General features: G+C 62.6%; 23 protein-coding genes and 1 tRNA gene. 11 read left to right on the top strand and 13 right to left on the bottom strand.

From position 1 onward, the window contains the following. Positions 1-37: 37 nt before the first annotated feature. Positions 38-122 (bottom strand) — tRNA-Leu (locus CYG48_RS12670). Positions 123-283: 161 nt separating this feature from the next. Here CYG48_RS12670 and CYG48_RS12665 point away from each other — a divergent pair. After that, positions 284-1930 (top strand): AMP-binding protein, encoded by a 1647-nt coding sequence (locus CYG48_RS12665; RefSeq protein ID WP_118850708.1) that lies wholly within the window; start codon positions 284-286, stop codon positions 1928-1930. On the opposite strand, the gene CYG48_RS12660 is transcribed toward CYG48_RS12665, so the two are convergent. The 3 genes from CYG48_RS12660 to secA form a co-directional block, all read right to left on the bottom strand. Beyond that, the gene (locus CYG48_RS12660) at positions 1922-3142 is read right to left on the bottom strand and encodes a GNAT family N-acetyltransferase (RefSeq protein WP_245450491.1); all 1221 of its coding nucleotides are present in this window, start codon (positions 3140-3142) and stop codon (positions 1922-1924) included. The genes CYG48_RS12665 and CYG48_RS12660 overlap by 9 nt on opposite strands. Before the next feature lie 59 nt (positions 3143-3201). Beyond that, a complete protein-coding gene (locus tag CYG48_RS12655) occupies positions 3202-4614 on the bottom strand; it encodes a lipopolysaccharide biosynthesis protein (protein ID WP_118850706.1) in 1413 nt (470 codons plus the stop codon). Positions 4615-4771: 157 nt separating this feature from the next. Then, the gene (gene secA / locus CYG48_RS12650) at positions 4772-7483 is read right to left on the bottom strand and encodes a preprotein translocase subunit SecA (RefSeq protein WP_118850705.1); all 2712 of its coding nucleotides are present in this window, start codon (positions 7481-7483) and stop codon (positions 4772-4774) included. 273 nt (positions 7484-7756) lie between these two features. Here secA and CYG48_RS12645 point away from each other — a divergent pair, with 273 nt between their 5' ends. The 6 genes from CYG48_RS12645 (at position 7757) to CYG48_RS12620 (ending at position 11837) form a co-directional block, all read left to right on the top strand. Next, the gene (locus CYG48_RS12645; protein WP_118850704.1) at positions 7757-8641 is read left to right on the top strand and encodes a peptidylprolyl isomerase; all 885 of its coding nucleotides are present in this window, start codon (positions 7757-7759) and stop codon (positions 8639-8641) included. A 71-nt stretch (positions 8642-8712) separates the two neighbouring features. Then, positions 8713-9954 (top strand): bifunctional glutamate N-acetyltransferase/amino-acid acetyltransferase ArgJ, encoded by a 1242-nt coding sequence (argJ, locus tag CYG48_RS12640; RefSeq protein WP_118850703.1) that lies wholly within the window; start codon positions 8713-8715, stop codon positions 9952-9954. 9 nt (positions 9955-9963) lie between these two features. Next, positions 9964-10752, top strand: a complete 789-nt coding sequence (locus CYG48_RS12635) for a GNAT family N-acetyltransferase (protein ID WP_445304340.1) — start codon at positions 9964-9966, stop codon at positions 10750-10752. Continuing rightward, positions 10749-11162 (top strand): 8-oxo-dGTP diphosphatase MutT, encoded by a 414-nt coding sequence (gene mutT / locus CYG48_RS12630; RefSeq protein WP_118850702.1) that lies wholly within the window; start codon positions 10749-10751, stop codon positions 11160-11162. Before CYG48_RS12635 ends, mutT begins: the two co-directional genes overlap by 4 nt. Positions 11163-11283: 121 nt before the next feature. After that, entirely contained in the window at positions 11284-11601 is a 318-nt protein-coding gene (locus CYG48_RS12625) for a hypothetical protein (RefSeq protein WP_118850701.1), read from the top strand. 83 nt (positions 11602-11684) lie between these two features. After that, the gene (locus CYG48_RS12620; RefSeq protein WP_390920348.1) at positions 11685-11837 is read left to right on the top strand and encodes a Flp family type IVb pilin; all 153 of its coding nucleotides are present in this window, start codon (positions 11685-11687) and stop codon (positions 11835-11837) included. Here the strand turns inward: CYG48_RS12620 and CYG48_RS12615 are convergent, their stop codons facing one another. Then, positions 11838-12728 carry a methyltransferase domain-containing protein gene (locus CYG48_RS12615; protein ID WP_118850699.1) on the bottom strand — a complete coding sequence of 297 codons (891 nt, stop codon included), beginning with the start codon at positions 12726-12728 and terminating at the stop codon, positions 11838-11840. It lies immediately after the preceding gene. 58 nt (positions 12729-12786) lie between these two features. Here CYG48_RS12615 and CYG48_RS12610 point away from each other — a divergent pair, with 58 nt between their 5' ends. The 4 genes from CYG48_RS12610 to CYG48_RS12595 all read left to right on the top strand — a co-directional run bounded on the left by CYG48_RS12610 (position 12787) and on the right by CYG48_RS12595 (position 15193). Beyond that, positions 12787-13563, top strand: a complete 777-nt coding sequence (locus CYG48_RS12610; protein ID WP_118850698.1) for a ComF family protein — start codon at positions 12787-12789, stop codon at positions 13561-13563. A 69-nt stretch (positions 13564-13632) separates the two neighbouring features. Continuing rightward, on the top strand, positions 13633-13890 hold the full coding sequence (gene grxC, locus CYG48_RS12605; RefSeq protein ID WP_118850697.1) for a glutaredoxin 3: 258 nt from the start codon (positions 13633-13635) through the stop codon (positions 13888-13890). An 8-nt stretch (positions 13891-13898) separates the two neighbouring features. Next, positions 13899-14768, top strand: coding sequence for a carbon-nitrogen hydrolase family protein (locus CYG48_RS12600; protein WP_118850696.1), 870 nt, complete (start codon positions 13899-13901; stop codon positions 14766-14768). Continuing rightward, entirely contained in the window at positions 14765-15193 is a 429-nt protein-coding gene (locus CYG48_RS12595; RefSeq protein ID WP_118850695.1) for a DUF1178 family protein, read from the top strand. The genes CYG48_RS12600 and CYG48_RS12595 overlap by 4 nt, the downstream gene beginning before the upstream one ends. 46 nt (positions 15194-15239) lie before the next feature. Here CYG48_RS12595 and ubiG read toward each other — a convergent pair whose 3' ends face one another. The 8 genes from ubiG to CYG48_RS12550 form a co-directional block, all read right to left on the bottom strand. After that, positions 15240-15986 (bottom strand): bifunctional 2-polyprenyl-6-hydroxyphenol methylase/3-demethylubiquinol 3-O-methyltransferase UbiG, encoded by a 747-nt coding sequence (gene ubiG, locus CYG48_RS12590; protein ID WP_118850694.1) that lies wholly within the window; start codon positions 15984-15986, stop codon positions 15240-15242. A 53-nt stretch (positions 15987-16039) separates the two neighbouring features. Further along, positions 16040-16426, bottom strand: coding sequence for a hypothetical protein (locus tag CYG48_RS12585; RefSeq protein ID WP_150132718.1), 387 nt, complete (start codon positions 16424-16426; stop codon positions 16040-16042). A 685-nt stretch (positions 16427-17111) separates the two neighbouring features. Further along, positions 17112-17234 (bottom strand): DUF4174 domain-containing protein, encoded by a 123-nt coding sequence (locus tag CYG48_RS22895; protein WP_445304339.1) that lies wholly within the window; start codon positions 17232-17234, stop codon positions 17112-17114. Next, the gene (locus CYG48_RS12570) at positions 17234-18313 is read right to left on the bottom strand and encodes an ABC transporter ATP-binding protein (RefSeq protein ID WP_118850692.1); all 1080 of its coding nucleotides are present in this window, start codon (positions 18311-18313) and stop codon (positions 17234-17236) included. The genes CYG48_RS22895 and CYG48_RS12570 overlap by 1 nt, the downstream gene beginning before the upstream one ends. 13 nt (positions 18314-18326) lie before the next feature. Continuing rightward, on the bottom strand, positions 18327-19388 hold the full coding sequence (locus CYG48_RS12565) for a carbohydrate ABC transporter permease (RefSeq protein WP_118850691.1): 1062 nt from the start codon (positions 19386-19388) through the stop codon (positions 18327-18329). Continuing rightward, positions 19388-20392 carry a carbohydrate ABC transporter permease gene (locus CYG48_RS12560; protein ID WP_118850690.1) on the bottom strand — a complete coding sequence of 335 codons (1005 nt, stop codon included), beginning with the start codon at positions 20390-20392 and terminating at the stop codon, positions 19388-19390. The genes CYG48_RS12565 and CYG48_RS12560 overlap by 1 nt, the downstream gene beginning before the upstream one ends. A 236-nt stretch (positions 20393-20628) precedes the next feature. Next, positions 20629-21897 (bottom strand): ABC transporter substrate-binding protein, encoded by a 1269-nt coding sequence (locus CYG48_RS12555; RefSeq protein WP_118850689.1) that lies wholly within the window; start codon positions 21895-21897, stop codon positions 20629-20631. 62 nt (positions 21898-21959) lie between these two features. Next, positions 21960-24443 (bottom strand): hypothetical protein, encoded by a 2484-nt coding sequence (locus tag CYG48_RS12550; protein WP_118850688.1) that lies wholly within the window; start codon positions 24441-24443, stop codon positions 21960-21962. Positions 24444-24447 lie beyond the last annotated feature (4 nt).

Genomic DNA, 24447 nt, shown 5'->3' with positions numbered 1-24447 from the left:
CAGAAAGACCAATAAAAACAATGCCGAAAAATTGAGGTGGTGCCCCGTGCCGGAATCGAACCAGCACTCCTTTCGGAACCTGATTTTGAGTCAGGCGCGTCTACCAATTCCGCCAACGGGGCACGGTCGGTATGTCAAGCGCTCTAACATGGCCCTGCCTCGCCTTGCAAGGCTGAACTGCAGGATCTCGATGACCACACAGGAGCCGCCAAGTCCCGGGTGCACCCGCTTGTATTTCAAGCTTCAACGATGTTAGCTGCGGCAAAAAGCGAGATGACCGCCGATGAAACTGCCTGCCGGCACATCATACCAGGAGCTCCGCGAGAGCTTCGTCTGGAATATCCCGGCGCGATTCAACATCGGCGAGATCGTCAGCGATGCCTGCGCGGCCACGTCGCCCGACCGGGTCTGCCTGCAGCATTTTTCGCCGGATGGCCGGCACCTCAGCCTCACCTACGGAGAGCTCTCGGCCCGTTCCGCCGCGCTGGCCAATGCCTTCGTCTCGCTTGGCGTGCAGAAAGGCGATCGCGTCGCGCTGCTCCTGCCGCAGTGTTTCGAGACGGTGATCGCCCATGTGGCGATCTACAAGATGGGCGCTGTCGCCTTGCCGCTGGCGCTGCTGTTCGGCGCGGAAGCGCTGGAATACCGTTTGCGGGCTGCCGGTGCGGTCGCCATCATCACCAACAAGTTCGGGCTGACGCGGCTTGATGGGCTGGCGGAACGGCTTGCCGATCTCAAGCATGTGATCTTCTGCGGCGACGAAGCCGAGGTGCCCGGTGCCCTGTCGTTCGAGGAGCTTGTTTGCGCGCACCCGTCGCGTTTCGATGTTGTCGAGACCGGGCCTGACGATCCGGCGCTGATGATCTTTACCTCCGGCACCACCGGTCCGCCGAAGGCGGCGGTGCATGGCCACCGGGTATTGGCCGGCCACATCCCCGGCTTCCAGTTCGGGCATGAGCAGGCGCCCCAGCCCGACGACCGCATCTGGACCCCGTCCGACTGGGCCTGGGCTGGCGGCCTCCTCAACGTGCTGTTGCCTGCCCTGATGCTCGGCATCCCGGTCGTGTCGTCGCCGGCGCAGAAGTTTGAAGCGGAGATGGCCTTCCGCATCATGGCCGAAATGCAGGTGCGCAATGCCTTTATCCCGCCAACGGCGCTGCGCCTGATGAAGGCGGTTGCCGATCCGCGCCGTCGCTTCGATTTCGACCTGCGCACGGTCACCTCGGCTGGGGAGGCGCTCGGTCGCGAAACGTTTGAGTGGGCGAGGGCAGCACTCGGCGTAACAGTGAACGAGCTGTTTGGCCAGACGGAGTGCAATTTCGTGCTTGGTTCATCTGCGGGCCTCGGTATCTCGAGAGCCGGCGCCATCGGAAAGCCGGTGCCGGGCCACGAGGTAGCGATCGTGGACGAGGATGGTGACGTCTTGCCGGTTGGCGAAATCGGTCAGATCGCCGCGCGACGGCCGGATCCGGTGATGTTCATCGGCTATTTCGACGATGAGGCGGCGACCAGAGCCAAGTTCGCGGGCGACTGGCTGCTGACGGGCGATCTCGGGCGGCAGGATACGGACGGTTACATCGAGTTCGTCGGCCGGAACGATGATGTCATTACCTCGTCCGGGTATCGCATCGGCCCGAGCGAGATCGAGGATTGCCTGATTGCCCATCCAGCAGTGCAACTCGCTGCCGTGGTCGGCAAGCCGGACCCGGTGCGCACGGAGATTGTCCGGGCCTGTATTGTGCTCGCGCAAGGGTATTCACCGAGCGATGAATTGGCGGCCGAGATCCGCGAATGGGTGAAGACGCGGCTTTCCATGCACGAATATCCGCGCGAGGTGGTTTTCGTGGACGAGATCCCGCTCACCACCACCGGCAAGGTCATCCGCCGGCTGCTGCGCGAACAGGCGGCGGCCGAGCAGGAATTATTCTGAACGGCCGGCGATTGACAGGATCTTTTCGCGCAACAGCCGGGCAACGTTGCGCGTGTTGCGGTAAAGGTGAAGCTGGGCGCCCACCTGGCGCACGTCGCGGTCGCCGTTCTGGTCAAGGCCGATCACCAGCGTTCCCATCTCCTCGCGCTCTTCCCAAAAGCGGCTCATGATCGGGTGGTCCGGCACAGCGCAGCTGTCGGTGCGCATGATGTTGGCGTCTTCCAGATGCCATTCGGTCAGCTTCATCATCAGCAGCTTGCCGGGCGAGTAGCGGGCATAGGCCTCGTCATAGGCCGTCTTCCACGTATAGGCTTCACCGGACATGATGAAGACGATCAGCGAGGCGATGGCGCGCCCGTCGAGGTCGACGGTGTGGATGCGCACGGCATCGATTTCGGCCAAGTTGGTGATGGCCTCGCGGGCGAACGCCGAGCGGTAGCGGTCGTTGATCAGCGCCGAGCGGCGGCGACCCTTCCAGCCCTTTGCCTCAAGCGCCAGGAATTCCTCCATCCGCAAGCGTACCTCTTCCGGCTGGCGGGCGACGGAATAGGTGAGATCGCCTTGGGCTGAAAGATTGCGCCAGGTGCGGCGCAGTTCCCGGAAGTGATGCGGCGAGACGGCGTGCTTCAGGTAGGTCTCGCCATCCTGGTCGCTCTGCAGCATCGGCCGCAGGTAAGGACTGGTAACGGAGACCGGCAGGTTGCGACCAATCGCGACCGCTTTCATCAACTGGGCAAAGGGTCCGTTCAGCCGCATCTCCGGCAGCACGAGCACCGGCGGCAACCGCAGTTCGCGCGAAGCCAAGGCCTCGAGAAGATTGTCCATGGTCTCGGCCGCATCTTCGGCATCCACCAAAGGCGTGCCGAGCGGACCGAACGGGTTTGCCCAGACGCGGATGATCGAGGCACCCATGGAAAAGCCCGGCTTCTCCACCGTGAACGGCATCAGAAGCCGCATGCGGCTGCGCTCGCCCTGCTCGTCGCGGATCAATGCGAAACGCACCTGCTTGTCTTCGACGCGTGGCATGGCAGGTGCCAGCAGTCGGGCCGAGAAGAAGATGTTGGGTTCCATCGCCCGGTTGGAGAGAAATTCCAGTTCTTCCTGAAGGTCGTATCCAAAGGCTGCCGGGTAAAGGCAGAGCTCGCGGCTCGGGCGGCCGATCTGCAGCCGCATGTCGGCATCGGGGCGGTTGGCGCGGAATGGCTGCATCATCGAAAGAAGGCTGCCGCCGCTGCCTATGGGATCCTGGCCGATGGGAGGTTGCGCCATGGTCACAAGGCCCTTGAAGATGCGGAAGGGGAGGGGGAGGCGAAGGCGAAAAGCACGATACCCAGCGTGCGGCGCACGACGAGATGCAGCAGCACCGCCTCGATCATCATCGCGAGCGCGGCCGCCATCGCCGCGCCCGTCAGGCCGAAGCGCGGGATCAGCACCATGTAAAGGCCGATGCTGGCGAGAAGGGTGGCGGCGTAAACGAGCACGCAGAGGTTCTGCCGTCCCGTCATCGACAGCAGCACTTCGCCCGGCCCCACGAGAGACTTGGCCAGGATGCCGGCAAACAGGATCGCCATCAGTGGGTAGCCGGCGGTAAAGGCGCTGCCGAAGAGCGACAGCAGCAGCTCCCCGAGTGCCAGCGCGGCAAGCCCGACGGCAAGCGATGGCCAGAAGGTCCAGCGCACCGTCTGACCCGCAAAGGCGGAAAGCGAAGCCATGTCGCCCTCGGCCATCAGGGCGGAGAAACGCGGACCGGCAGCCGCCTTGATCGAGAAATACACGAACTGCACGAGCACGATGGTCTTCGCCGCAGCGTAATAGATGCCGACCTGGTCCGGCGGCAGGTAGAGGCCAACGACGACGACGTCGGCATTGGTCAGCAGAAAGCCGATGCCGTCGACCAGGAAGAGCGGCAGGGAGACCCGCAGCCATGGCCGTGGCGCAAAGCGCATATCGCCCCTGCCATAGAGCTTGCGAAGCCGGAACGTCAGTCGCAGCAACTGGAAAAGCGTCGTGACATAAGTTGCGGCAAGCGCCGCCTCCATGGCAGTCATCGCCGTATGCGGCGCGCCCAGCCAAAGCGAGATGAGCATGAAGACGAGGATCAGCGTCGGGCGGATCAGGTAGGTCGGCGTCAGCGCCACCGCCGTCCAGTTGTTGGAGCGGGCGGTGCCGTCAAGCACGTCGCCGAGCGCGATCATCGGCATGGTGAAGAGCGCCAGCGTCACCGGCACGAGATAATAGGGCTCGATCGTCTCACCGAAGATGGAAAGGAACAGGAAGCCGAGCGCAGCAACCACACTGGCCGAACCGACTGCGATCACGCGTACGGCAAGGTTCAGGCCGCGCACGGTATTGATATCACCCTCAGCCATATGCTGGTGCAGGAAGCGGATGATCGAGGTGTGGAAGCCGAGGCAGGAGAGGTTGCCGGCGAGGATCACCAGCACCCAGACGAAGGCGAAGATGCCATATTCAAACTCGCCCATCAGCCGCGCCAGCACGATCTGCGAGATGAAGGCGATGGCGGCACTGGCAATGCGGATAACGAAGGCGGTGAGCGCGCGCCGTTGCGCCTGCGCTGTGTCGCTATCGCTCGTCAGCATCGACTGGAGTTTTTGCGTAAGCGGAAAAAGCCGGGCCCTCAAGCCAGGCGGAAGCAATCTTTCCGCTGTTTCAATGACCGCCATGAGGGGCACGCAATACTCGTAGAGCCGACGGGACAATGCGGGCAAGTGTTGCCACAGCAGGGTTAACAAACGGTTCGCCGGAACCTTGGCGGAACTGGTAGTCCACAACGCAAAACGCCGCCCGAAGGCGGCGTTTCAACTTCTGAAGCTTCCTGCCTCAGGCCTGCTCGAAGGCGCCGTGGCAGTGCTTGTATTTCTTGCCCGAACCGCAGGGGCAGGCCTCGTTGCGGCCGACGCGCCCCCAGGTCGACGGATCTTCGGGGCGGCGGTCTTCCGGTGCGGCGATGAAGTCTTCGCCGCTGAAGCCGTTTGCCTCGTTCGTGCCCGTCTGCGGGTCGATATGCTGCTCGTCGAAGACCGACGGCGGCTGCGGCGGCTCAGGGTTCTGAACCAGCTCGACGCGCATCAACTGCGAGGTGACGGCTTCGCGCAGATTGGCCAGAAGCGCCTGGAAGAGCTCGAAGGCTTCCGCCTTGTATTCCTGCAGCGGATCGCGCTGAGCGTAGCCGCGGAAACCGATAACCGAGCGCAGGTGGTCGAGGTTGACGATGTGCTCGCGCCACAGGTGATCCAGCGTCTGGAGCAGCACAGAGCGCTCGACATAGCGCATGATCTCGGGGCCGAACCGTTCGGCACGATCGGCAGCAGCCTTGTCGGCCGCTTCGGTGATGCGCTCGCGGATGTCGGTTTCGCCGATGCCCTCTTCCTTCGCCCATTCTTCGATCGGCAGGTCGAGGTTGAGCAAGCGGGCCACATCCTGGCGAAGCTCGGCTGCCGTCCACTGTTCGGCATAGGCGCGTTCGGGAATGTGCTTGGTGACGAGGACATCGATGACCTCGTTGCGCATTTCTTCCACGACGTCGGACAGGTCCTCGGCATCCATCATCTCGATGCGCTGCTCGAAGATGACCTTGCGCTGGTCGTTGGTCACGTCGTCGTATTTCAGAAGGTTCTTGCGGATATCGAAGTTGCGGGCTTCGACCTTCTTCTGTGCACGCTCAAGCGCCTTGTTGATCCACGGATGGACGATTGCCTCGCCTTCCTTCAGGCCAAGCTTCTGCAGCATGCTGTCCATGCGGTCGGAGCCGAAGATGCGCATCAGGTCGTCCTGAAGCGACAGGTAGAACTTCGAACGGCCCGGGTCGCCCTGGCGGCCGGAGCGGCCACGCAGCTGGTTGTCGATGCGGCGGCTTTCGTGCCGCTCGGTGGCGATGACGTAGAGACCGCCGGCAGCGAGCGCCTTCTCCTTAAGCTGCTTTACTTCCTCGCGGATAGCAGCTTCCTTGGCGCGACGTTCGTTTTCGTCCTCGATACCCTCCAGCTCACGCTCCAGGCGCATGTCGATATTGCCGCCGAGCTGGATGTCGGTACCGCGGCCTGCCATGTTGGTGGCGATTGTCACCGCGCCGGGAACACCCGCCTGGCTGACAATATAGGCTTCCTGCTCGTGGTACCGGGCGTTCAGGACGTTGAAGTCGTTGAAGCCGGACTGGCGCAGCATGTTGGCGAGAAGTTCGGACTTCTCGATCGAGGTGGTGCCGACAAGCACCGGCTGGCCGCGCTGGTGGGCGTCCTTGATCTCGGCGATGATCGCCTTGAACTTCTCGTCGAAGGTCCGGTAGACCTCGTCGTCCTCGTCGATACGCTGGATCGGCAAGTTGGTCGGCACTTCGACCACTTCGAGCTTGTAGATGTTGGCGAACTCTTCCGCTTCGGTCGAGGCCGTGCCGGTCATGCCGGCAAGCTTGGTGTACATGCGGAAGTAGTTCTGGAAGGTGATCGAGGAGAGGGTCTGGTTCTCCGGCTGGATCGTCACCTTTTCCTTGGCTTCGAGCGCCTGGTGCTGGCCTTCCGAATAGCGGCGGCCCGGCATCATGCGGCCGGTGAACTCGTCGATGATGACGATCTCGTCGTTGCGGACGATGTAGTCCTTGTCGCGGGTGAAGAGCTTGTGGGCCTTCAGCGCGTTGTTGATGTGGTGGACGATCGCGACGTTTTCGACGTCATAGAGGGATTCCCCCTTCAGGAGACCAGCTTCGCGAAGCAGGCCTTCGAGCTTCTCGGTGCCGGCTTCGGAGAAGTTGGCCGAGCGCTGCTTTTCGTCGATCTCGTAGTCTTCCGGCGACAGCTTCGGGATGAAGGCGTCGATCGTGGTGTAAAGGTCGGAGCGGTCGTCGAGCGGGCCGGAGATGATCAGCGGCGTGCGCGCTTCGTCGATGAGGATCGAGTCCACTTCGTCGACGATCGCATAGTTGTGGCCGCGCTGGACCATCTGCGAGCGCTCGTACTTCATGTTGTCGCGAAGGTAGTCGAAGCCGAGTTCGTTGTTCGTCGCGTAGGTGATGTCGCAGGCGTAAGCCGCGCGGCGCTGGTCGTCGTCGAGACCATGCACGATGACGCCGGTCGTCAGCCCCAGGAAGCCGTAGAGGCGCCCCATGGTGGCAGCGTCACGCTGGGCGAGGTAGTCGTTGACCGTCACGACATGCACGCCCTTGCCGGACAACGCGTTGAGGTAGACGGGCAGGGTGCCGACGAGGGTTTTACCTTCACCGGTCTTCATTTCGGCGATGGCGCCGTCATGCAGGATCATGCCGCCAGTCAACTGGACATCGAAGGGCCGCATGCCAAGCACGCGCCGCGATGCCTCGCGAACCACGGCAAAGGCCGGGACGAGGATGTCGTCGAGCGTCTTGCCTTCCGCCAGAAGCTTCTTGAACTCGGCCGTCTGTGCGGCTAGCTGCTCGTCTGTCAGCGCCTTCGTCTTTTCCTCGATGGCATTAATGGCATCGATCTTGGGCTTGTAGCCCTTGACGCGGCGATCGTTGGCCGAACCGAACAGTTTGCGGGCAATGCCGCCAAAGCTGACCATGCAAATGGTCCTTTCTGGTATCAGTTTCGTGTGGTGCGGACCGTGCTCCAGTCTATCTCGAAGCCGACGGGGAGTCGCATTCGGATGACGACAAAATGAGCCGGAACGCCCGGAAACTCTGCTGGACGCGAAGTTGCGTGACAGATAAGAGGGGGGTCGAATGATGTCAACGGTGATGGCCGATACAGAATGGCCACAATCCGGTGTTTGTGAAGCATTTCCGGCCGGAATCAGGCTAGGCTGAGACCGGCACCTATGTTGAAAGGTAACTTGATGTTGCGCCATAAATTCCTCGCAACGGCTGCTCTTGCCGCAGCGATACTATGCCAAGCACCAGCATTCGCGGCCGAAGATCCCGTTGTTGCCAAGGTCGGCGCGCTTGAGATCCGTCAGTCCGAACTCGACCTGGCCGTGCAGAACCTCGACCCGCAGCTGGCGCAGCTTCCGGACGAGCAGAAGAAGGTTGCAGCCCTTTCCGGCGCAATCGACGTGAAGCTCCTGGCATCCGGCGCCACTGAGGAAGGCCTCAAGGACTCCGAGGATTTCAAGAAGCGCATGGCCTATATCGAAGGCCGCGAGCTTCATAACGCATACTTCCGCAAGCACGTCATCGACGCCACCAAGCCTGAAGAGGTGAAGGCGCGTTACGACAAGGAAATTGCGGCCCTTCCGAAGCAGGAAGAAGCCCATGCACGCCACATCCTGGTGAAGACCGAGGAAGAGGCCAAGGACATCATCGCCAACCTCGACAAGGGCGGTGACTTCGCAGCGCTCGCCAAGGAAAAGTCGCAGGATTCCAACAAGGACGAAGGTGGTGATCTCGGCTGGTTCGGCCGTGGCCAGATGGTTCCGGAATTCGAAGAGGCTGCCTTCGGTCTTGAGAAGGGCGCCTACACCAAGACTCCGGTGCAGACCCAGTTCGGTTTCCACGTCATCAAGCTTGAAGAAAAGCGCGACGCGCCGCCGCCGGCCTTCGAACAGGTCCAGGACCAGGTGAAGCAGCTCGTCATGCGCGACAAGTACATCGCGCTGATCAACAAGGCCAAGGCCGAGCAGCAGATCGAGATCGTCGATCCGGCCCTCAAGAAGGGTTATGAGGATGTGAGCAAGATGCAGGAAGGCGCAGACGCCCCCGAGGCGGCTCCGGCCCAGCAGTAAGCCATCGTTTCGCGAAACCAGGCCCGGATCACTCCGGGCCTTTTCCATATGTCCTTGCAGGTTCTCCGCCCATGTCAGCTTCCATTTCTCCGCTCGCTCCCAAATCCTATCCTGACATGCCGGCAGTGCGCGGCGTTCGCATGGCAACGGCTGCAGCCGGCATCAAGTATACGAACCGCACCGACGTGTTGCTGATGGTGTTCGACAAGCCGGCCGCGGTCGCGGGTGTGTTCACCAAGTCGAAGTGCCCCTCGGCACCGGTCGATTTCTGCCGCACCAATCTGCCGCACGGCGTCGCCCGTGCCGTTGTTGTCAATTCCGGCAATGCGAACGCCTTTACCGGGATGAAGGGCAAGGCTGCGACGGCGCTGACGGCGAAGTCGGCAGCCGAAGCCGTCGGCTGCAGCGAGAATGAAGTCTACCTCGCCTCGACCGGCGTTATCGGCGAGCCGCTCGATGCAAGCAAGTTTGCCGGCGTGCTCGGCGACATGAACAAGACCGCCACCGGCGACTTCTGGCACGAAGCGGCCAAGGCGATCATGACGACGGATACCTATCCGAAGGTCGCGACCCGTACCGCGGAGATTGGCGGCGTGAAGATCACGATCAACGGCATCGCAAAGGGTGCCGGCATGATCGCGCCGGACATGGCGACCATGCTCTCGTTTGTCGTCACCGATGCCGATATCGCCCCTGCTGCCCTTCAGGCCCTGCTTTCGGCGGGTGTCGGCCCGAGCTTCAACTCCATGACGGTCGACAGCGACACCTCGACCTCCGATACGCTGATGCTGTTTGCGACGGGTGCCGCGGCTGCCGATGGCCAGAAGCGGATCGAAACCGCCGATGATCCGGCGCTGGAAGGCTTCCGTGCCGCACTCAACGACCTCTTGAAGAACCTTGCGATCCAGGTCGCGCGCGATGGTGAAGGTGCGACGAAGATGCTGGAGATCACCGTCACCGGCGCAGAAAGCGATGCGGCGGCAAAGACCATCGCGCTTTCGATTGCCAATTCCCCGCTCGTCAAGACGGCGGCTGCCGGCGAGGACGCCAACTGGGGTCGTATCGTAATGGCCGTCGGCAAGGCGGGTGAGGCTGCAGACCGCGACCGCCTGGCGATCTGGTTCGGCGACGTGCGGGTTGCCGTCAACGGTGAGCGCGATCCGGATTACTCCGAGGAAGCGGCGTCGAACGTGATGAAGCAGCAGGACATTCCGGTGCGGGTGGATCTTGGCCTTGGTGAAGGGCGTGCCACCGTCTGGACCTGCGACCTCACGAAGGAATATGTAGCGATCAACGGCGACTACCGGAGCTGATTGACGTTGATCCAAAGCCTATCATCAGGAAACGATCTGCCGCTCGTGCGCAGGCTCGAAGCGGTCGGGTTCAGGGCATGGCCTGCGGCATCCGTCGTTTATGACGGCAGCTGGCAGGTGCGGCTCACCCCCGGCCATCCGTCTAAGCGCCTGAACTGCATCGTGCCGCTCGACCCGTCTGACCATCGGGACATGGACCGGCGTCTGGAAAAGGCTGCCGCAAAGTTTGCTGCCGGGGGGCGCCGGCTGTTGGTGCGTGAAACGCCACTGGCTCCGGTTCCGATGCTCGAACATCTCGACAGGATCGGCTGGCGAGTGTTCGAGACCGTCGATGTCCTGACGGCGGATCTCGTTGGCATGGAATTGCCAGACACGCTGGATTACCTGCCAAGCCATGATGTCAACCGCTTCATTGAAGCGAGCCTTTCGGTCGGCGCGGAAGATCCGACGCACAGGGACGGGCTTTGCCAGATCCTGAGCGGGATCCGGCCGAATTCCGGTTTCTTCATCAAGCAGGATCGCAATCTCGGTTCGGTCGCCACGCTCCTTTGCGTGCAGGACAACGACCTTGCCGGCATCATGTCCTTTGCGGTTGCCGAGAGTGCGAGACGGGCCGGGATCGGCACCGAGATCCTGACCGCGGCCCTTCGCTGGGCCCGCATCAGCGGCGCCCGCACCGCCTGGCTGCAAGTCGTCTCAGAAAACCTGCCGGCCTTGGCGCTCTACGAAAAATTCGGTTTCCGCCGGGCCTACCAGTACCGTTACTGGCGGTCGGCAAAGGAAGGATCAGGCGCATGAGCGAGACCCCACGCAAGCTGCTTCTGGTTGCCGCCTGCGCACTGGTGGACAGCGACGGCCGCATCCTTCTGGCGCAGCGCCCGGAAGGCAAGGCGCTTGCCGGGCTCTGGGAGTTTCCGGGTGGAAAGGTGGAGCCGGGCGAGACTCCGGAAGAAACGCTCGTGCGCGAACTCGAGGAAGAGCTCGGCATCACCACCCGCATCCCGTGCCTTGCGCCGCTCACCTTCGCGAGCCACAGTTACGAGACCTTCCACCTGTTGATGCCGCTTTACGTCTGCCGTCGCTTCGAGGGCATCCCGACCGGCCGCGAAGGCCAGGCGATCAAGTGGGTGCGGCCGAACGCGCTGCGCGACTACCCGATGCCGCCCGCCGACGAGCCGCTGATCCCGATCCTCCAGGATCTCCTCTGATCACGGCAGAAACCGGTCAAATTAGAAGCTTCGAATTCACCTCGCGTTAACTGATCGTTTAGGCGAACGTGCCACTCTCCTTGAGCTATCTCAGGTGTCGCGTAGACGAGGTTTTTGAGGCATGGACGAGGAATTCTGGAGAACCGTGCCGGTCCGCAAGCGGGCACATGGTTCCAGCAGGACCGGCGCGCTGAACATCGCGCTGCTTTTTGGCACCGCTGCCATTGCTCTGTCCCTCATCGTCACCCCCATGCTTGCCAACCGCGATGACGGCAAGCGCATGGCGCAGATCCATCAGGATTTTGACCTTCTGACCACGGGCTCGATCAAGCCCTCCGACAAGGGCAAGAAGAATTACACCATTCGCCGAAGCATTCTGCAGGATACGCCGGGCGCGGTCTGTGTTGTGCAAGGTTATAGCAACGGTGATGACTGCTGATTAACACTTTGCGGCTATCATCACCCTTATCAACGGTGGTTGCCGACAACGAAAGGCGGTTCATGCGTCTCCTGCGGACATTCATGCGCAATACATGCGGCGCGACTGCCGTGGAGTATGGGCTGCTTGCCGCGATCATGGCCGTCGCCCTGATCGGCGGCTTCGGGACCTTCGCCACCGCCCTGAAGGACACATTCGGCGCGATCGAAACCAAGATCGAGCAGCCGGCTCCCTGATCAGTTCTCCTTGCCGTCGCTTTCGGTTGCCGCCCGAAGCGCGTCAGCCAGTCGCACCTTTGCCGAACCCGGCCGCAACGGCTTCTGCTGGTTCTCGTGCGGCGCCCAGCCCGAGACATAGATGATCGAGAAGGTCGCCCGGATGCGGCCATCGGGGTCAGAGTAGCGTTCGGCATAAAGTTCCGCCGCCCGCATGAAGAAGGCCCGCGTCACCGGCGTGCGGCTGCGGCCAACCAGCGGATTGGCCATGCCCATGGCGCGCAGGTCGCGCATCAGCGCAAACAGCGAGTCATACCGGACCGTATAGGTCTCGATATCCACCACCGGCAGGGCAAATCCCGCACGCTGCAGGAGCGCGCCGATATCGCGCACATCCGCAAAGGGAATGACCCGCGGGCTGGCGCCGCCCGTCAGCTCGGCCTCGGCCGACAGCAGAACGTCGCGCAGTTCGGCGAGCGTGCCGGAGCCGGGGATGGCGGCAAGCAGCAGCCCGTCCGGCTTGAGGGCGCGGCGGATCTGAATGAGCGCCCCCGGCGTATCATTGACGAGGTGCAGGGCAAGCGGTGACAGTACAAGATTGACGGAGGCCGGTTCCAGCGGGATCTCTTCCAAGCCGGCGACTTCGATCTGCTCGCCCGGGCGGGCGTAGATCTCGTCTGTCTCGATGCGACGGATGCTGCCGATCTTGCCCGTGGCAGTCGCTTCCGTGGCGGTGACGCCACTGCCGCCATGCAGTTCGACGGCGACATCGAAATGACGCTCGACGACAGCCAGCCGGTCGGCCAGTTCCTGGCTTGCGATCTCCAGAAGGAAGCCTGCCTTTTCATCCCGCGCCAGGTAGGCCTTTTTCCGCCTTGCCTGGATGAGTTTTTCGTCGAAGATTACGTCCATTGTCGTCCACTTGTTTCCTGGAGGCGCAGAAGCGTCTCGCAACCCATATTGTCAACCCATGTCCGCCAAACCAGGGGCTCAAGCTGTTTCAACTATAGCTTCGTTCGCCGCGGGGTGGACGAAATGGCTAGGCGATCTGGTTTTTCCGTCCGTTTGTCCCGGCTGCTCGGTGATCACCGGGACGCATCGCGCCTTCTGCCCATCCTGCTGGAGCGAGATCCGTTTCATCGAACGCCCGTTCTGCGACGTGCTCGGGCTGCCTTTCTCCTATGACCCCGGTCCCGGCATGCTTTCGGCCGAGGCGATTGCCAATCCGCCGGTCTTCGATCGGCTGCGATCCTCGGTGATCTTCGAAGGCAGGGCCCGCGACCTCGTCCATGCGCTCAAGTATCGCGACCGCACCGACCTTGCCCCGATGATGGCCGGATGGATGTTGCGGGCCGCGGAAGGTCACCTCACCAACTGCGACGGGATCATACCGGTTCCCTTGCATCGCAGCCGCTTCGTGTGGCGCAAATTCAACCAGGCGGCAGAACTCGGGCGACATCTGTCGATCCTGTCGGGCCGGCCGTTTCTTCCCGAGACGCTGCAGCGCGTGAAGCGCACGAAACGGCAGGTGGGGCTTTCGGCGACGGCGCGCGAGGATAATCTTCGCGCTGCTTTCAAGGTGGCGGCGGGGCATGAGCCGGATGTGTTCGGCAAGCGGCTGGTGCTGGTCGATGACGTCTATACGACCGGTGCCACCGTCGCCTCCGCAATCCGGGCGCTGAAGAAAGCAGGTGCCGCCGAGGTCACGGTTTTGACCTTTGCAATGGCCGTCACCGGGCCTATATGACAAGTGATGACAGTTTAAACCCACGCCCGTTTTCTGCTTCCTCCCCAGCCGGGCGCGTTGGAGATGATCATGGCCGATGTCACCATTTATACCCGCGAATATTGCGGCTACTGCGCTCGTGCAAAGTCCCTGCTGGAATCCAAGGGCGTTGCCTACACCGAGCACGACGCGACCTATTCGCAGGAACTGCGCCAGGAAATGATCAGCAAGGCCAATGGCCGCGCGACCTTCCCGCAGATCTTCATCAATGGCGAGCATGTCGGTGGTTGCGACGACCTGCATGCGCTGGAACGCGCGGGCAAGCTTGATCCGATGCTTGCCGCCTGAGGACCGAGATGACCTTCAAGGCTGCCGCCATCCAGATGTGTTCCGGCGTCGATACCGAGCGCAATTCTGCCGACATGGAGCGGCTGGTGCGCGAGGCGGCCCGGCAAGGTGCGACCTATATCCAGACGCCGGAGATGACCGGCGCGCTGCAGCGTGACCGCAAGGCGATGCGTGCACAGCTGCGCGACGAGGCGACCGATGTCGTGGTGTCCACCGCCCGCCGGCTGGCGCAGGAGCTGAACATCTATCTGCATGTTGGTTCCACGGCGATCGCGATCGACGATCCGCAGCAGGAAGGCGGCCGGATCGCCAACCGGGCGGTTCTTTTTGCGCCGGGCGGCAAGCTGGTCTCGACCTATGACAAGATCCACATGTTCGACGTGGACCTCGACAATGGTGAAAGCTGGCGGGAAAGTTCCGCCTACCAGGCGGGCGCCGAGGCACGCGTTGCCACGCTGCCGATCGGCAAGCTCGGCTTTGCGATCTGCTACGATGTGCGTTTCCCGCAGCTCTTCCGGACGCAGGCTCTGGCCGGGGCCGAGATCCTGACCGTGCCGGCGGCCTTTACCCGCCAGACGGGTGAGGCGCATTGGGAAGTCCTGCTGCGTGCCCGTGCGATCGAAAACGGCGCCTTCGTGATTGCGGCTGCCCAGGGTGGCGTGCACGAGGATGGCCGCGAAACCTATGGCCATTCGATGATCGTCGACCCATGGGGCAAGGTGCTCGCCGTGGCCGGCGGGGCAGGCGAAGAAATCCTCGTCGCTGACATCGATCTCAGTGCCGTGCATGCAGCACGCGCCAAGATCCCGAACCTCAAGAACGCCCGCGAGTTCACGCTTCAAACCGTAACCGAGGCGGTTGGAGGTGTTGCCGCTTGATCAAGTATTCCCTGTCCTGCGAGAACGCCCATCAGTTCGAGGGGTGGTTCTCGACGAGCGCCGATTTTGACAGCCAGGTGAAGAGCGGCTTCCTGACCTGCCCAACCTGCCATTCTGCGTCGATCTCCAAGACGCTGATGTCGCCTTCCGTTTCCACCGCGCGCAAGAAGGAAGCCAAGCGCGAGATGGTGATGGACATGGCGCGCCAGGAAGCGATCGCCAAGATCAAGCAGGTGATCGCCGAGATCAAATCCAACGCGGAAGATGTCGGCGAAAAGTTTCCCGAAGAGGCCCGCAAGATCCATTACGGCGAAGCGGACGCCCGCGGCATCATCGGCCAGGCGAGCCTGGTCGAGGTGAAGGAACTGCTCGAGGAAGGCATCGACGTTGCGCCGCTGCCGGTCCTGCCGGAAGACGCGAACTGACAGCCAGACGTCCCGGCCATTCAAAGGCCAAGGGCGCGATCGGCGATCAGCCCTCGCGCCTGGCGAGCAGCATGTAGTTGACGTCCATGTCGGACGACAAATTCCAGCGGTCCTGCAGCAGGTTGTAGAAGACGCCGGTGCGGTGGATGACATGCATCCCGCTGGTATTGAGCGGCTTTTCCAGTTCTTCAGGGCGGACCAGCTTTTCATACTGGTGGGTGCCCTTCGGCAGCCAGCGCAGGACGTTTTCGGCCGCAAAGATGGCAAGCGCACCGGCCTTGAAGGTGCGGTTGATGGTGGCGATGAACATCAGGCCGCCGGGGCGGACCATCTTGGCGCAGGTGCTGATGAAGAAGTCGACGTCGGCGACATGTTCGACCACTTCCATGTTGAGCACGATGTCAAAGCTCTCGCCCGCTTCGGCAAGCTGTTCGGCAGTGACGGCGCGGTAGTCCACCGAGGTTCCGGTTTCCGCCGCATGGGTGGAGGCGATGCCGATGTTCTTTTCAGACGGATCGGCGCCAACCACGGTTGCGCCCATGCGGGCCACCGGTTCTGACAGGAGGCCGCCGCCGCAGCCGATATCGAGAACCCGCAGGCCCGACAGCGGCAGATGCGCCTTCGGGTCACGACCAAAATTTTCGCAGGCACGGTCGCGGATATAACCAAGCCGTACCGGGTTGAACTTGTGGAGCGGCTTGAACTTGCCGGTCGGATCCCACCACTCGGCCGCGCGCTGCGAGAACCATTCCACCTGTTCCTGATCAACGGTCGTTCTGGCGGCTTCGGTCATGGGCTCATTCCTTCCTTTTGTCGTCGATGAAGTCGGACGGCGGGGTCATGAAGTCAAGACCTCTTTGGAGACAGGCGCCGCATGGCCACAGACATGACGGCGGTTGGCATAAGGTCGGTCATGGGGTCATCGAGCCATAGCTTACGATATGTGCCCATGACGGTCATGTAGATGGCGAAGGTCTCCCTGCTCTTGTGCGCAATGCACAAGGGAAGGTCGGCGCAGGCTTTTCCGCTGAGGCCGACTTCCTGTTGGGCGCGAACAGTCCATGCCTGATGCGGGGAGGCAACCATGGGGCCGCTGCAGACACGTTTGCGACGGCATTCGCGCAGGTTGCAGAGTCGGTTGCGGATGCACAAGGACGTTGCTGTGGCGCGGCAAATTTCGATATGATCGGCGCGGCGCCGCTCTTCGTATTCGGTAAGTTCCTGCTGGCTCATGTTCGGCATCCCTGTGCGGCCCAGTGGGCAGACTCATCCCTTGGCGATCTCGGATTTTTGATTTCGGCCGGGGCGCTGAAAGCTGCCTCTTAAGTTTTAGTTTTATGTGACACCTCTCAGCGCCCCGTTCAGTGTGTTTTTCCGCGCAACTCCGGTCCGTCTGCGGCGGCCCCTCTTGTTGTTCTTGGTGGGCCGGGTTGTGTGCGACACACGCACGCCTTGTTCAGGGGCAGACCATTTTCTGCGCAGCTTCCGGGCGGGCGCCTGCATAAGGGCGCCTTCCCAGACCACCGGTCCCGCCTCGCCGGTTATGCGGACCGGTGTAGCCGAAGCGGAACGGGCTTAGTGTAGAGGCAGGCGGAAGAGCGTGGATAAACGGGGGCGATAATTTGGTTAAGTCGCTGATGTTGTTGAAGGTGGGGTGGAAAAACTTCCACGCTTCAAGCGAGGTTGGCGGATTTGTGACCCCCTCACCAAGTTCGTCTATGCGATGTCGTTGCCCCTCACCCTAACCCTCTCCCCGTTTGAACGGGGAGAGGGGACGTGCCCTGCTCGATGTCGGGGCGTGTGGGGACGTCGCGGCATATCCCTTCTCCCCGCGGGCGGGGAGAAGGTGCCGGCAGGCGGATGAGGGGCAACGCAGGGACGTAGGTCAATCAGGGCGATGGCTGCGCAACGCGACGAGTTAGCTCTTCTCGTTCTGGCGCATAGGCATGCGGTCGATGAGGCCGAAGAGGTCGCTCTCCCCGAGCACATCGGTTGTCTTCAGTTTGATCCCGCCATCCTTGCCAACGAGGACAGCGTGGATCAGGCGCCGACGCGCAGGCCGTTGTTGTCGAAGAGGTGCAGCGGCGCGCCGGCCACCGAGAAATGCACCTCGTCGCCGGGCGTAATCTGCTTCTGGCCCTGAACGACGGCGAGCAGCTTTTCACCATGCAGGTCGGCATGGATCACCGTTTCGGAGCCCAGCGCCTCGACCAGGCGGACCTTGACCGTGAGGCTGCCCGGGTCGCTTGCCAGCGTGATGTGCTGCGGGCGGATACCCACGGTCAGCTTCTCGCCGACCGACAGCTTGTGGCCAGCCAGCGGCACGAGGAGCCTGTGGCTGCCGCCGATGGTGAGCGTCACCGACGCGGGGTCGACCTCAACCACCTGGGCGGAGAGGAAGTTCATGTGCGGGGCGCCGATGAAGCCGGCGACAAAGCGGTTCGCTGGCGTGTTGTAGAGGTCGAGCGGCGTGCCGACCTGTTCGATCTTGCCGGCGCGCATCACGACGATGCGGTGGGCGAGCGTCATCGCCTCCACCTGGTCGTGGGTGACATAGATCATCGTCGAGCCGATGCGGGCGTGAAGCGCGGCAAGCTCGGCGCGGGTGGAAACACGAAGCTCGGCATCGAGGTTCGACAGGGGCTCGTCGAGCAGGAAGGCCGTGGGACGGCGCACGATGGCGCGGCCAATGGCAACACGCTGGCGCTGGCCGCCGGACAACTGGCCCGGGCGGCGGTCGAGATACTGGTCAATTTCCAGCATGCGGGCCGCTTCACCGATGCGTTCGGCGATCTCAGCCTTCGGCATGTTGGAGTTTTCGAGCCCGAAGGCGAGGTTCTGGCGCACCGTCATATGCGGATAGAGTGCATAGGACTGGAACACCATGGCGAGCCCGCGATCGGCAGCGGAAACATCGTTGACGCGCTTGCCGTCGATCTTGATCTCGCCGGACGTGATCTTCTCCAGCCCGGCAATGGTGCGCAGCAGGGTGGACTTGCCGCAGCCCGACGGACCGACGAAGACGATGAACTCGCCGTCCTTGATGTGGAGGTCGATATCCTTGAGGACATGCACCGAGCCGTAGGACTTGTTGACATCGCTGAGTTTGATTTCGCCCATCGATAGGTATTCCTTATTTCAAGCCGGTGCCGGCAATGCCGGTGGTGATGAAGCGCTGCAAGAAGATGAAGACGAGGACGACCGGGATCATGGTGACGACGGTCATGGCCAGAATGAAGTGCCACTGGACGTTCAGCTCGCCGGAATAGATGCTGAGGCCCACCTGCAACGTGTAGAGCTCGCGGCGCGACAGCACGATCAGCGGCCAGAGGAAGTCGTTCCAGCGCCAGACCACCGAGAAGATGGCAAGCACGGCGAGCGCCGGCGCAGTGAGCGGCAGGACGATGCGCCAGTAGATCTGCCATTCGGACGCCTTGTCCATGCGCGCGGCATCGATCAGTTCATCGGGGATCGTCAGCATGTACTGGCGCAGAATGAAGACCCCCGTCGGCGTGGCAACCGTCGGCAGGATGACACCCCAGAGGCTGTTGAACATGCCCAGCGTCGAGATGATCGAATAAAGCGGCACCATGATGACCGAGAGCGGCACCATGAGGGTGGCCAGGATGATCAGCATGGCGAGGTTGCGGCCCCTGAACTCGTATTTTGACAGCGCGAAGGCGGCCATGGAATTGACGATCAGGGTGATCAGCGTCGCCACCACGGTGACGAAGACCGAGTTCCACAGGTAGCGCAGGAAATCGAAATGCACGAAGGGCTCGGTGTAGTTCTCCGTCGCGAAGGAGACGCTGCGAACCGGTGTGCGGTCGTTGATGTTGACTCGGATGATCTCGCCCGGCGCCTTCGGATCAACCATCTGCGCCATGATGCCAATGCGGCGCACTTCGGCGAGCACGCGTGTCGAGCCGTCCGGCATCTTGGCGTCATAGAGCTGCAGCGGCTTGTCGTAACCTTCGACCGTCGCCTGGCTGGTGACGTAAGGCAGGATCGACGGCGGGAACTCGTTGAGCGCCGCCGGCGTCTTGAAGGACGAGAAGGTGAGCCAGACGGCCGGGCCGAACATGATGACGAGCCCGCCGATGAGCCAGACCCACGTGACGATGTCCGTCCAGTGCCAGCCTCTGCCGCCCGGGCCGCCTTTACGGCGCAGAATGAAACGCGCAGCCGCACCCATCAGCGTTTTCCCTTGTTTTCACTGCGTCGTCCGACGCCCAGTTGCAGCAGCGTGAGGACAACGAGCACGAGACCCATGAGGATGGAGGCGGCGGCCGCCAGCCCCGGATTGCGCAGCGCCGAGGCAAAGCCGGTCTCGTAGATATACTGCGTGAGGTAGAGCGTGCTGGTGCCGGGGCCGCCGCCGGTCAGCACATAGACTTCGTCGAAGACCTGCACGGCCTTGATGAGGGCAAGCACCACGACCACCAGAAGGTTCGGCGCCAGAAGCGGCAGCGTGATACGCCAGAAAACGCGGGCAGGACGGGTGCCGTCCATTTCGGCGGCTTCGTAAAGGTCCTTCGGGATCGCCTGCAGGCCGGCGAGAAGGATGAGCGTGTAGAGGCCCATATGCGCCCAGATCGAGACGCCGATGGTGGCGGCGAAGGTCCAGGTGCGGTCGGTCAGCCAGCTGTAGGGCTCGGCGCCGAACTGGTAGAGGATGTAGTTGAGCAGGCCCTGTCGCTGCAGGATCCATTTCCAGATGAGGCCGACGACGACCGGCGACAGAAGCACGGGAAAGAAGAAGACGGCGCGCCAGAAGGAGCGGGCAACGAGATCGCGGTTGAGGATCAGCGCCGTCACCAGCGACGCCAGGATCATCAGCGAGACCTGCAACAGCACGAACCAGAAGGTGTTGCCGACCGCAGTCCAGAAGGCATCCTCCTGGCAGGACATAGGGTCAAGGTAATCGACGCAGCTGAAAAGGCGGGCATACTGCTCGCCGCCGACGAAGCTGCGCTCGGACAGGAAGAAGGCGGTGCCGCCGGTCATCGAGTAGACGAAGTTGATGACGAGCGGCAGCAACACGAAGATGCCGAAGATGAGCATGTTCGGCGCCAGGAAGAAGGCGGCCATGCCGCTGATGCCGGTCGCCTTCTGCAGGCGGCGCAGCGGCGCGTCGACGATGCGCATCAGCGCATTCACCGGTGTCATCAGGAGGGAGGAGAAAGCTGTTTTTGTCATATTTTAAAAGTCACTCCCGACGATCATCGCTGGGGCTGCCCCTCACCCCGCCTCCGCTTCGCTCGGTGCACCCAGCTCAGAGAGCCACGTGTCTCGCCCGTCCTTGGAAACCCCACAAGCGCTGCGAGGGGAAACCGGGACGGCGCGGCATACGTCCTTCTCCCCGTCAGAACGGGGAGAAGGTGCCGGCAGGCGGATGAGGGGCCTAACCCGCTCCGCCGGCTCCCGACTTGTTCTTACTGACCGGCATCCTTGACCTTCTGGGCGATGTCGGCGTCGATGCGGCCGAATGCGTCCTCGATCTTCAACTCGCCGGCGAGCGCCTGGCTGACGCGGGTGACGATGGCGGCATAGAAAGTATCCGACCAGCGCCAGGCCGGCAGCTTCAGCGCGATGTCCGAGGTCGTCTTGCTGGCTTCGACGAACTTGGTGAGCGCAGCCTTGGCCTGCTCGTTGTCGCTCTTGAAGCTCAGGCCACCCTTTTCAACCACGGCCTTGTGGCCGGGCAGGAAGAGGGTGCGCTCGGAGAATTCCTTGACGATCTCTTCGCGAGCGAACCAGTCCATGAAGGTTGCAACGTCCTTCGGGTTCTTGGTGTACTTGATGGCGACGAGGGCTGCGCCACCCGGCATGCCGGTGCAGGCGGCCGGACCGCACGGGCTGCCGGTCGCAACCCAGTCAAAGTTGTCGCCGATCTTGGTGGCAAGGTTCGCAACCTGCCAGGAGCCGGAATAATAGAAGGCTAGCTGGCCGTTGATGAAATCGTCGGCGGCGGCGCGATAGGTGGTGCCGGCAGCCGAGACCCAGACGTCCTTGGCCATGGTGCCGTCTTCGACCCAACCCACGAACTTGGTGAGGTAGTCCTTGGCGCCTGCGTCGATCGGGGCCGGCTTGTCGTCGGCGCCGATATAGTTCGCGCCATAGGACAGAAGCGGTGCGGTGATGCGGTGGCCGGAGCGGTCGATCGCCATGGCATAAGGGATCTGCTGGCTTTCCTTGACCTTCTTGGTCGCGGCTGCCCAGTCTTCCCAGGTTGCCTCCGGACCCGGGACCGGCACGCCGGCCTGGTCGAACAGGGTCTTGTTGGCGAAACCGCCGGTCAGCGTGATCTGCGTCATGAAGCCGGAGATCTGGTTGGAACCGTCGGGGCGCATCCAGTCTGCCTGGGCGCCGAAGTTCTCATCCCAGTAGGCCGGATCCTTGACGAGCGGGCGAAGGTCGAGCCAGTGGCGGGACAGATCCTTGATCTGCGCCACGCGGGCGATATCCGGGCCGTTGCCGGCTTCGAGCTGCACCGGCAGCTGTTCGCGCACGACGCCATAGGCGACGTTGTCGAGAATGACGTTGATGCCCGGATTTTCCTTCATGAAGCGGTCGACCAGGTCCTTCATGACCTCGCCTTCCACGCCGTCGGAATACCACATGATGCGGACATCGCCGGCAAAGGCTGCCGTCGTGGACATCAGGGCGAGTGCTGCACCCGCCAGGATCGATTTCATGGTCATGTTTTACTTCCTCCTCTGCGGGACGGAGCCTCCTTCCGTCCCTTTTGGTTATGATTGAGACCTCAGGCTCTTTGGAGCATCATCGTGTCGCCGCGGACGGTGTAATCCTTGCGTTCGATGATGCGTCCTTCGGCTTCCACTGCCCCATCGGCCCGGAAGATGACGGTACCATATTCCGGGTCTTCGACAATGAAGGCGCCATCCGAATTCTCGGTCACGGCAAGCGCGCCATACCGGGCCTCGACGGCGGCGAGATCGGATGCCTCGCAGACGCGCACGATCCAGCGGGTGCTGCGGCCATATTGGCGTAGTTCAGCACCGGCAGAGGGGCCTTCGGTGACGGCCTGCAGCTCTGCGCTCGAGCGCAGCAGGACCGCACCGTGACCGGAGCGGGCAAGGGCGAGAGTTCCGGACACGCGGCTCTCATCGAACTCGGCCTGCGGGAACCAGGCGTGGGTGAAGTCCGGCTGTTCCTCATGAGTGGTGAACTGAAGAACCGCAAGGCCGCGATACTGCTGGGCGCGCGGAATGGTGCCGCAGCCACCCCAGAATGAGGGTCGGCCGTAACCGAACTGGATGGTCTCGCCCGGATGGTTGATCCATATCGCCGCTTCCGGCTTGTCGCCGATCCGCAGGTGCAGGACTGTTTCCTGGTATCCCCATTCGTCCCAGCGATAGTGGACGGTGGAGCCCATCGCGTAGTTGCGGCCCTTGTAGTGGTAGAGGGCAGCAAAGGCGTTCTCGCCCTGGGCGAACCGCCATTCCTGGTCCCGGGCATCCTGGTGATCGGCGATGGCGGCAAATTCCGCGGGGATCTCCAGCCCGTGGTCGCGCAGGCAGACCGCCATCTGCGGCAGGCAGTGGACGCGGCGGCCGTAGAAACCCTTGCCCCAGATGAGGCGGGCAACGGCGGACAGTTCGAGCGAGCGGCCGGCGCAAAGCGTGTGCTCGTAGGAGCGGCCCTGGGCGGCGGTGACCATGCCGTGATGGGCGGAGCGGGCGATGACTTCGCACAGCCGAACGATGCCGGCCGTGGCGCGGTCGGCGATGTCCTTGTCGGGCGAGATCGCCGCAAGCGCGGTGAGGCCCTTCAGGTCGATCGGGAAATAGGGAGCGGAGTTGAACTCGGCCATTTCCCATTTCTCGAAGTGGTCGAGCCAGGCGCGCACACGTTCGGCGCCGACCTTGGCCTGTTCGGATCCCTTGCGACCGGAGCGCACGAAGGTCGCGTCGGGCAGGAGGCTGCCGGCAAGATAGGCGGAGGTGTGGAAGAGCAGCGCGTGGTTTTCGGAGAAATACCACTGCACGTCGTTGCCGGGCTCATCCATCCAGTAGCGATAGTTGAGGATGGCGTTGTCGATGCGGGCGCGGGTCTTCTCATTGATGTCCTTGCCCCAGACGGTGCGCGACCAGATAAGCGGGACGAGCGAGAAATCGGCGCAGTCGTGGCAATCCTCGATCGAAGGAAGGATCTCCTCGATCATGGCATCCGTATCTTCACCGGCGCGTCCGCTTGCAAGGCGGGCAAAGGCCCGGACGGTATCGCGTTCGGAATGTTCCGATACTTCGGTGAGCGTTTCGGTGATCCGCTCGGCAAGCGAGGCGGGCGCATTGCTCTGGCGGGCGGCATGGCAGATCTCTACGCCGACCGAGCGGGCGGCGACGAAGCCGCCGGCATTCAGCGTGACGCGCAGGTGGCGAAAGTCGGCTGGTGCCTTGTCGGAGGGGCCGACGTTGAGGCTGCTGGAGCCGGCCGGAAGAGCAAAATCGTAGTCGAAGCGCTCGCGGGACATGAAGTCGCCTTCGATCGCCACGTTGACCTCGACATCGATCGGCAGCGGCTCAGCGAAAAGGACGGTGATGTCGCCGCCGAAATAATGCTGGCGGTCGAGATGCATGCCGTCAAGTGCCGTTTCCAGGCTTTCGGCGACAGCACCGGCGACGGGTACGGGGATCGCGACGCTGGCGGTCGGGCCCGACAGGTAGTCGAACTGGTAGAAGTAACGCGCATCGCGCTCGGCGAGGTCATCGAAGAAGATGACGATCTCGTTGAGGCCGGCTTCCAGCGGTAGTTCGAATTCCTGCTTGGCTTCGAGGTTGCGGCTATAGGGTGCCATCCAGCCGATTTCGGTGCCGTTCAACCAGAGAACCGCGCCGCCGCAGGTGCCAAGCCGGATCTTCGCCGTGCCGGCGCTATCGGCCTCGATATAGGTGTGGCTCCAGGTGGCGAGCCGGGTAGGACGGAACCAGAAGCCGGACAGATCAAGCCGCGGCGAGCCGAACGGCAGCCACCAGCGCGCAGCTTCAAATTCGCCGCGCACATCCGGACGCTTGCCGCGATAGGTTTGGGCAAAGATGGTGCGGCAGGGATATTCGTGCGGGATGAAGTTCTTGACCTTCGTCAGGAAGAAAAAGGGGTCCATCTCCCCCTTCATCGGCGCGTCGGGTACGTCGAAGCGTTCCTCGGCAATACGGCCGAGCTGCCAGTATCGGACGGCATCGCCCGGCTTCAAAGGTTTGCGCATCCAGTTCGCTTCGGGATTCATGGCA

The sequence above is a fragment of the Neorhizobium sp. SOG26 genome (genome assembly GCF_003491345.1).
GTDB classification, from domain to species: Bacteria; Pseudomonadota; Alphaproteobacteria; order Rhizobiales; family Rhizobiaceae; genus Neorhizobium; species Neorhizobium turbinariae.
Note: the sequence above shows the minus strand (reverse complement) of the source record. Positions and strands in the feature narration are given on the sequence as shown.

Excerpts from the sequence above, each read along its gene's own strand:
- CYG48_RS12665 (WP_118850708.1), top strand. The coding sequence starts at position 284 with ATGAAACTGCCTGCCGGCACATCATACCAGGAGCTCCGCGAGAGCTTC.
- CYG48_RS12660 (WP_245450491.1), bottom strand. The coding sequence starts at position 3,142 with ATGATGCAGCCATTCCGCGCCAACCGCCCCGATGCCGACATGCGGCTG.
- CYG48_RS12655 (WP_118850706.1), bottom strand. The coding sequence starts at position 4,614 with ATGGCGGTCATTGAAACAGCGGAAAGATTGCTTCCGCCTGGCTTGAGG.
- secA (WP_118850705.1), bottom strand. The coding sequence starts at position 7,483 with ATGGTCAGCTTTGGCGGCATTGCCCGCAAACTGTTCGGTTCGGCCAAC.
- CYG48_RS12645 (WP_118850704.1), top strand. The coding sequence starts at position 7,757 with ATGTTGCGCCATAAATTCCTCGCAACGGCTGCTCTTGCCGCAGCGATA.
- argJ (WP_118850703.1), top strand. The coding sequence starts at position 8,713 with ATGTCAGCTTCCATTTCTCCGCTCGCTCCCAAATCCTATCCTGACATG.
- mutT (WP_118850702.1), top strand. The coding sequence starts at position 10,749 with ATGAGCGAGACCCCACGCAAGCTGCTTCTGGTTGCCGCCTGCGCACTG.
- CYG48_RS12625 (WP_118850701.1), top strand. The coding sequence starts at position 11,284 with ATGGACGAGGAATTCTGGAGAACCGTGCCGGTCCGCAAGCGGGCACAT.
- CYG48_RS12620 (WP_390920348.1), top strand. The coding sequence starts at position 11,685 with ATGCGCAATACATGCGGCGCGACTGCCGTGGAGTATGGGCTGCTTGCC.
- CYG48_RS12615 (WP_118850699.1), bottom strand. The coding sequence starts at position 12,728 with ATGGACGTAATCTTCGACGAAAAACTCATCCAGGCAAGGCGGAAAAAG.
- CYG48_RS12610 (WP_118850698.1), top strand. The coding sequence starts at position 12,787 with ATGTCCGCCAAACCAGGGGCTCAAGCTGTTTCAACTATAGCTTCGTTC.
- grxC (WP_118850697.1), top strand. The coding sequence starts at position 13,633 with ATGGCCGATGTCACCATTTATACCCGCGAATATTGCGGCTACTGCGCT.
- CYG48_RS12600 (WP_118850696.1), top strand. The coding sequence starts at position 13,899 with ATGACCTTCAAGGCTGCCGCCATCCAGATGTGTTCCGGCGTCGATACC.
- ubiG (WP_118850694.1), bottom strand. The coding sequence starts at position 15,986 with ATGACCGAAGCCGCCAGAACGACCGTTGATCAGGAACAGGTGGAATGG.
- CYG48_RS12585 (WP_150132718.1), bottom strand. The coding sequence starts at position 16,426 with ATGAGCCAGCAGGAACTTACCGAATACGAAGAGCGGCGCCGCGCCGAT.
- CYG48_RS12570 (WP_118850692.1), bottom strand. The coding sequence starts at position 18,313 with ATGGGCGAAATCAAACTCAGCGATGTCAACAAGTCCTACGGCTCGGTG.
- CYG48_RS12565 (WP_118850691.1), bottom strand. The coding sequence starts at position 19,388 with ATGGGTGCGGCTGCGCGTTTCATTCTGCGCCGTAAAGGCGGCCCGGGC.
- CYG48_RS12560 (WP_118850690.1), bottom strand. The coding sequence starts at position 20,392 with ATGACAAAAACAGCTTTCTCCTCCCTCCTGATGACACCGGTGAATGCG.
- CYG48_RS12555 (WP_118850689.1), bottom strand. The coding sequence starts at position 21,897 with ATGACCATGAAATCGATCCTGGCGGGTGCAGCACTCGCCCTGATGTCC.
- CYG48_RS12550 (WP_118850688.1), bottom strand. The coding sequence starts at position 24,443 with ATGAATCCCGAAGCGAACTGGATGCGCAAACCTTTGAAGCCGGGCGAT.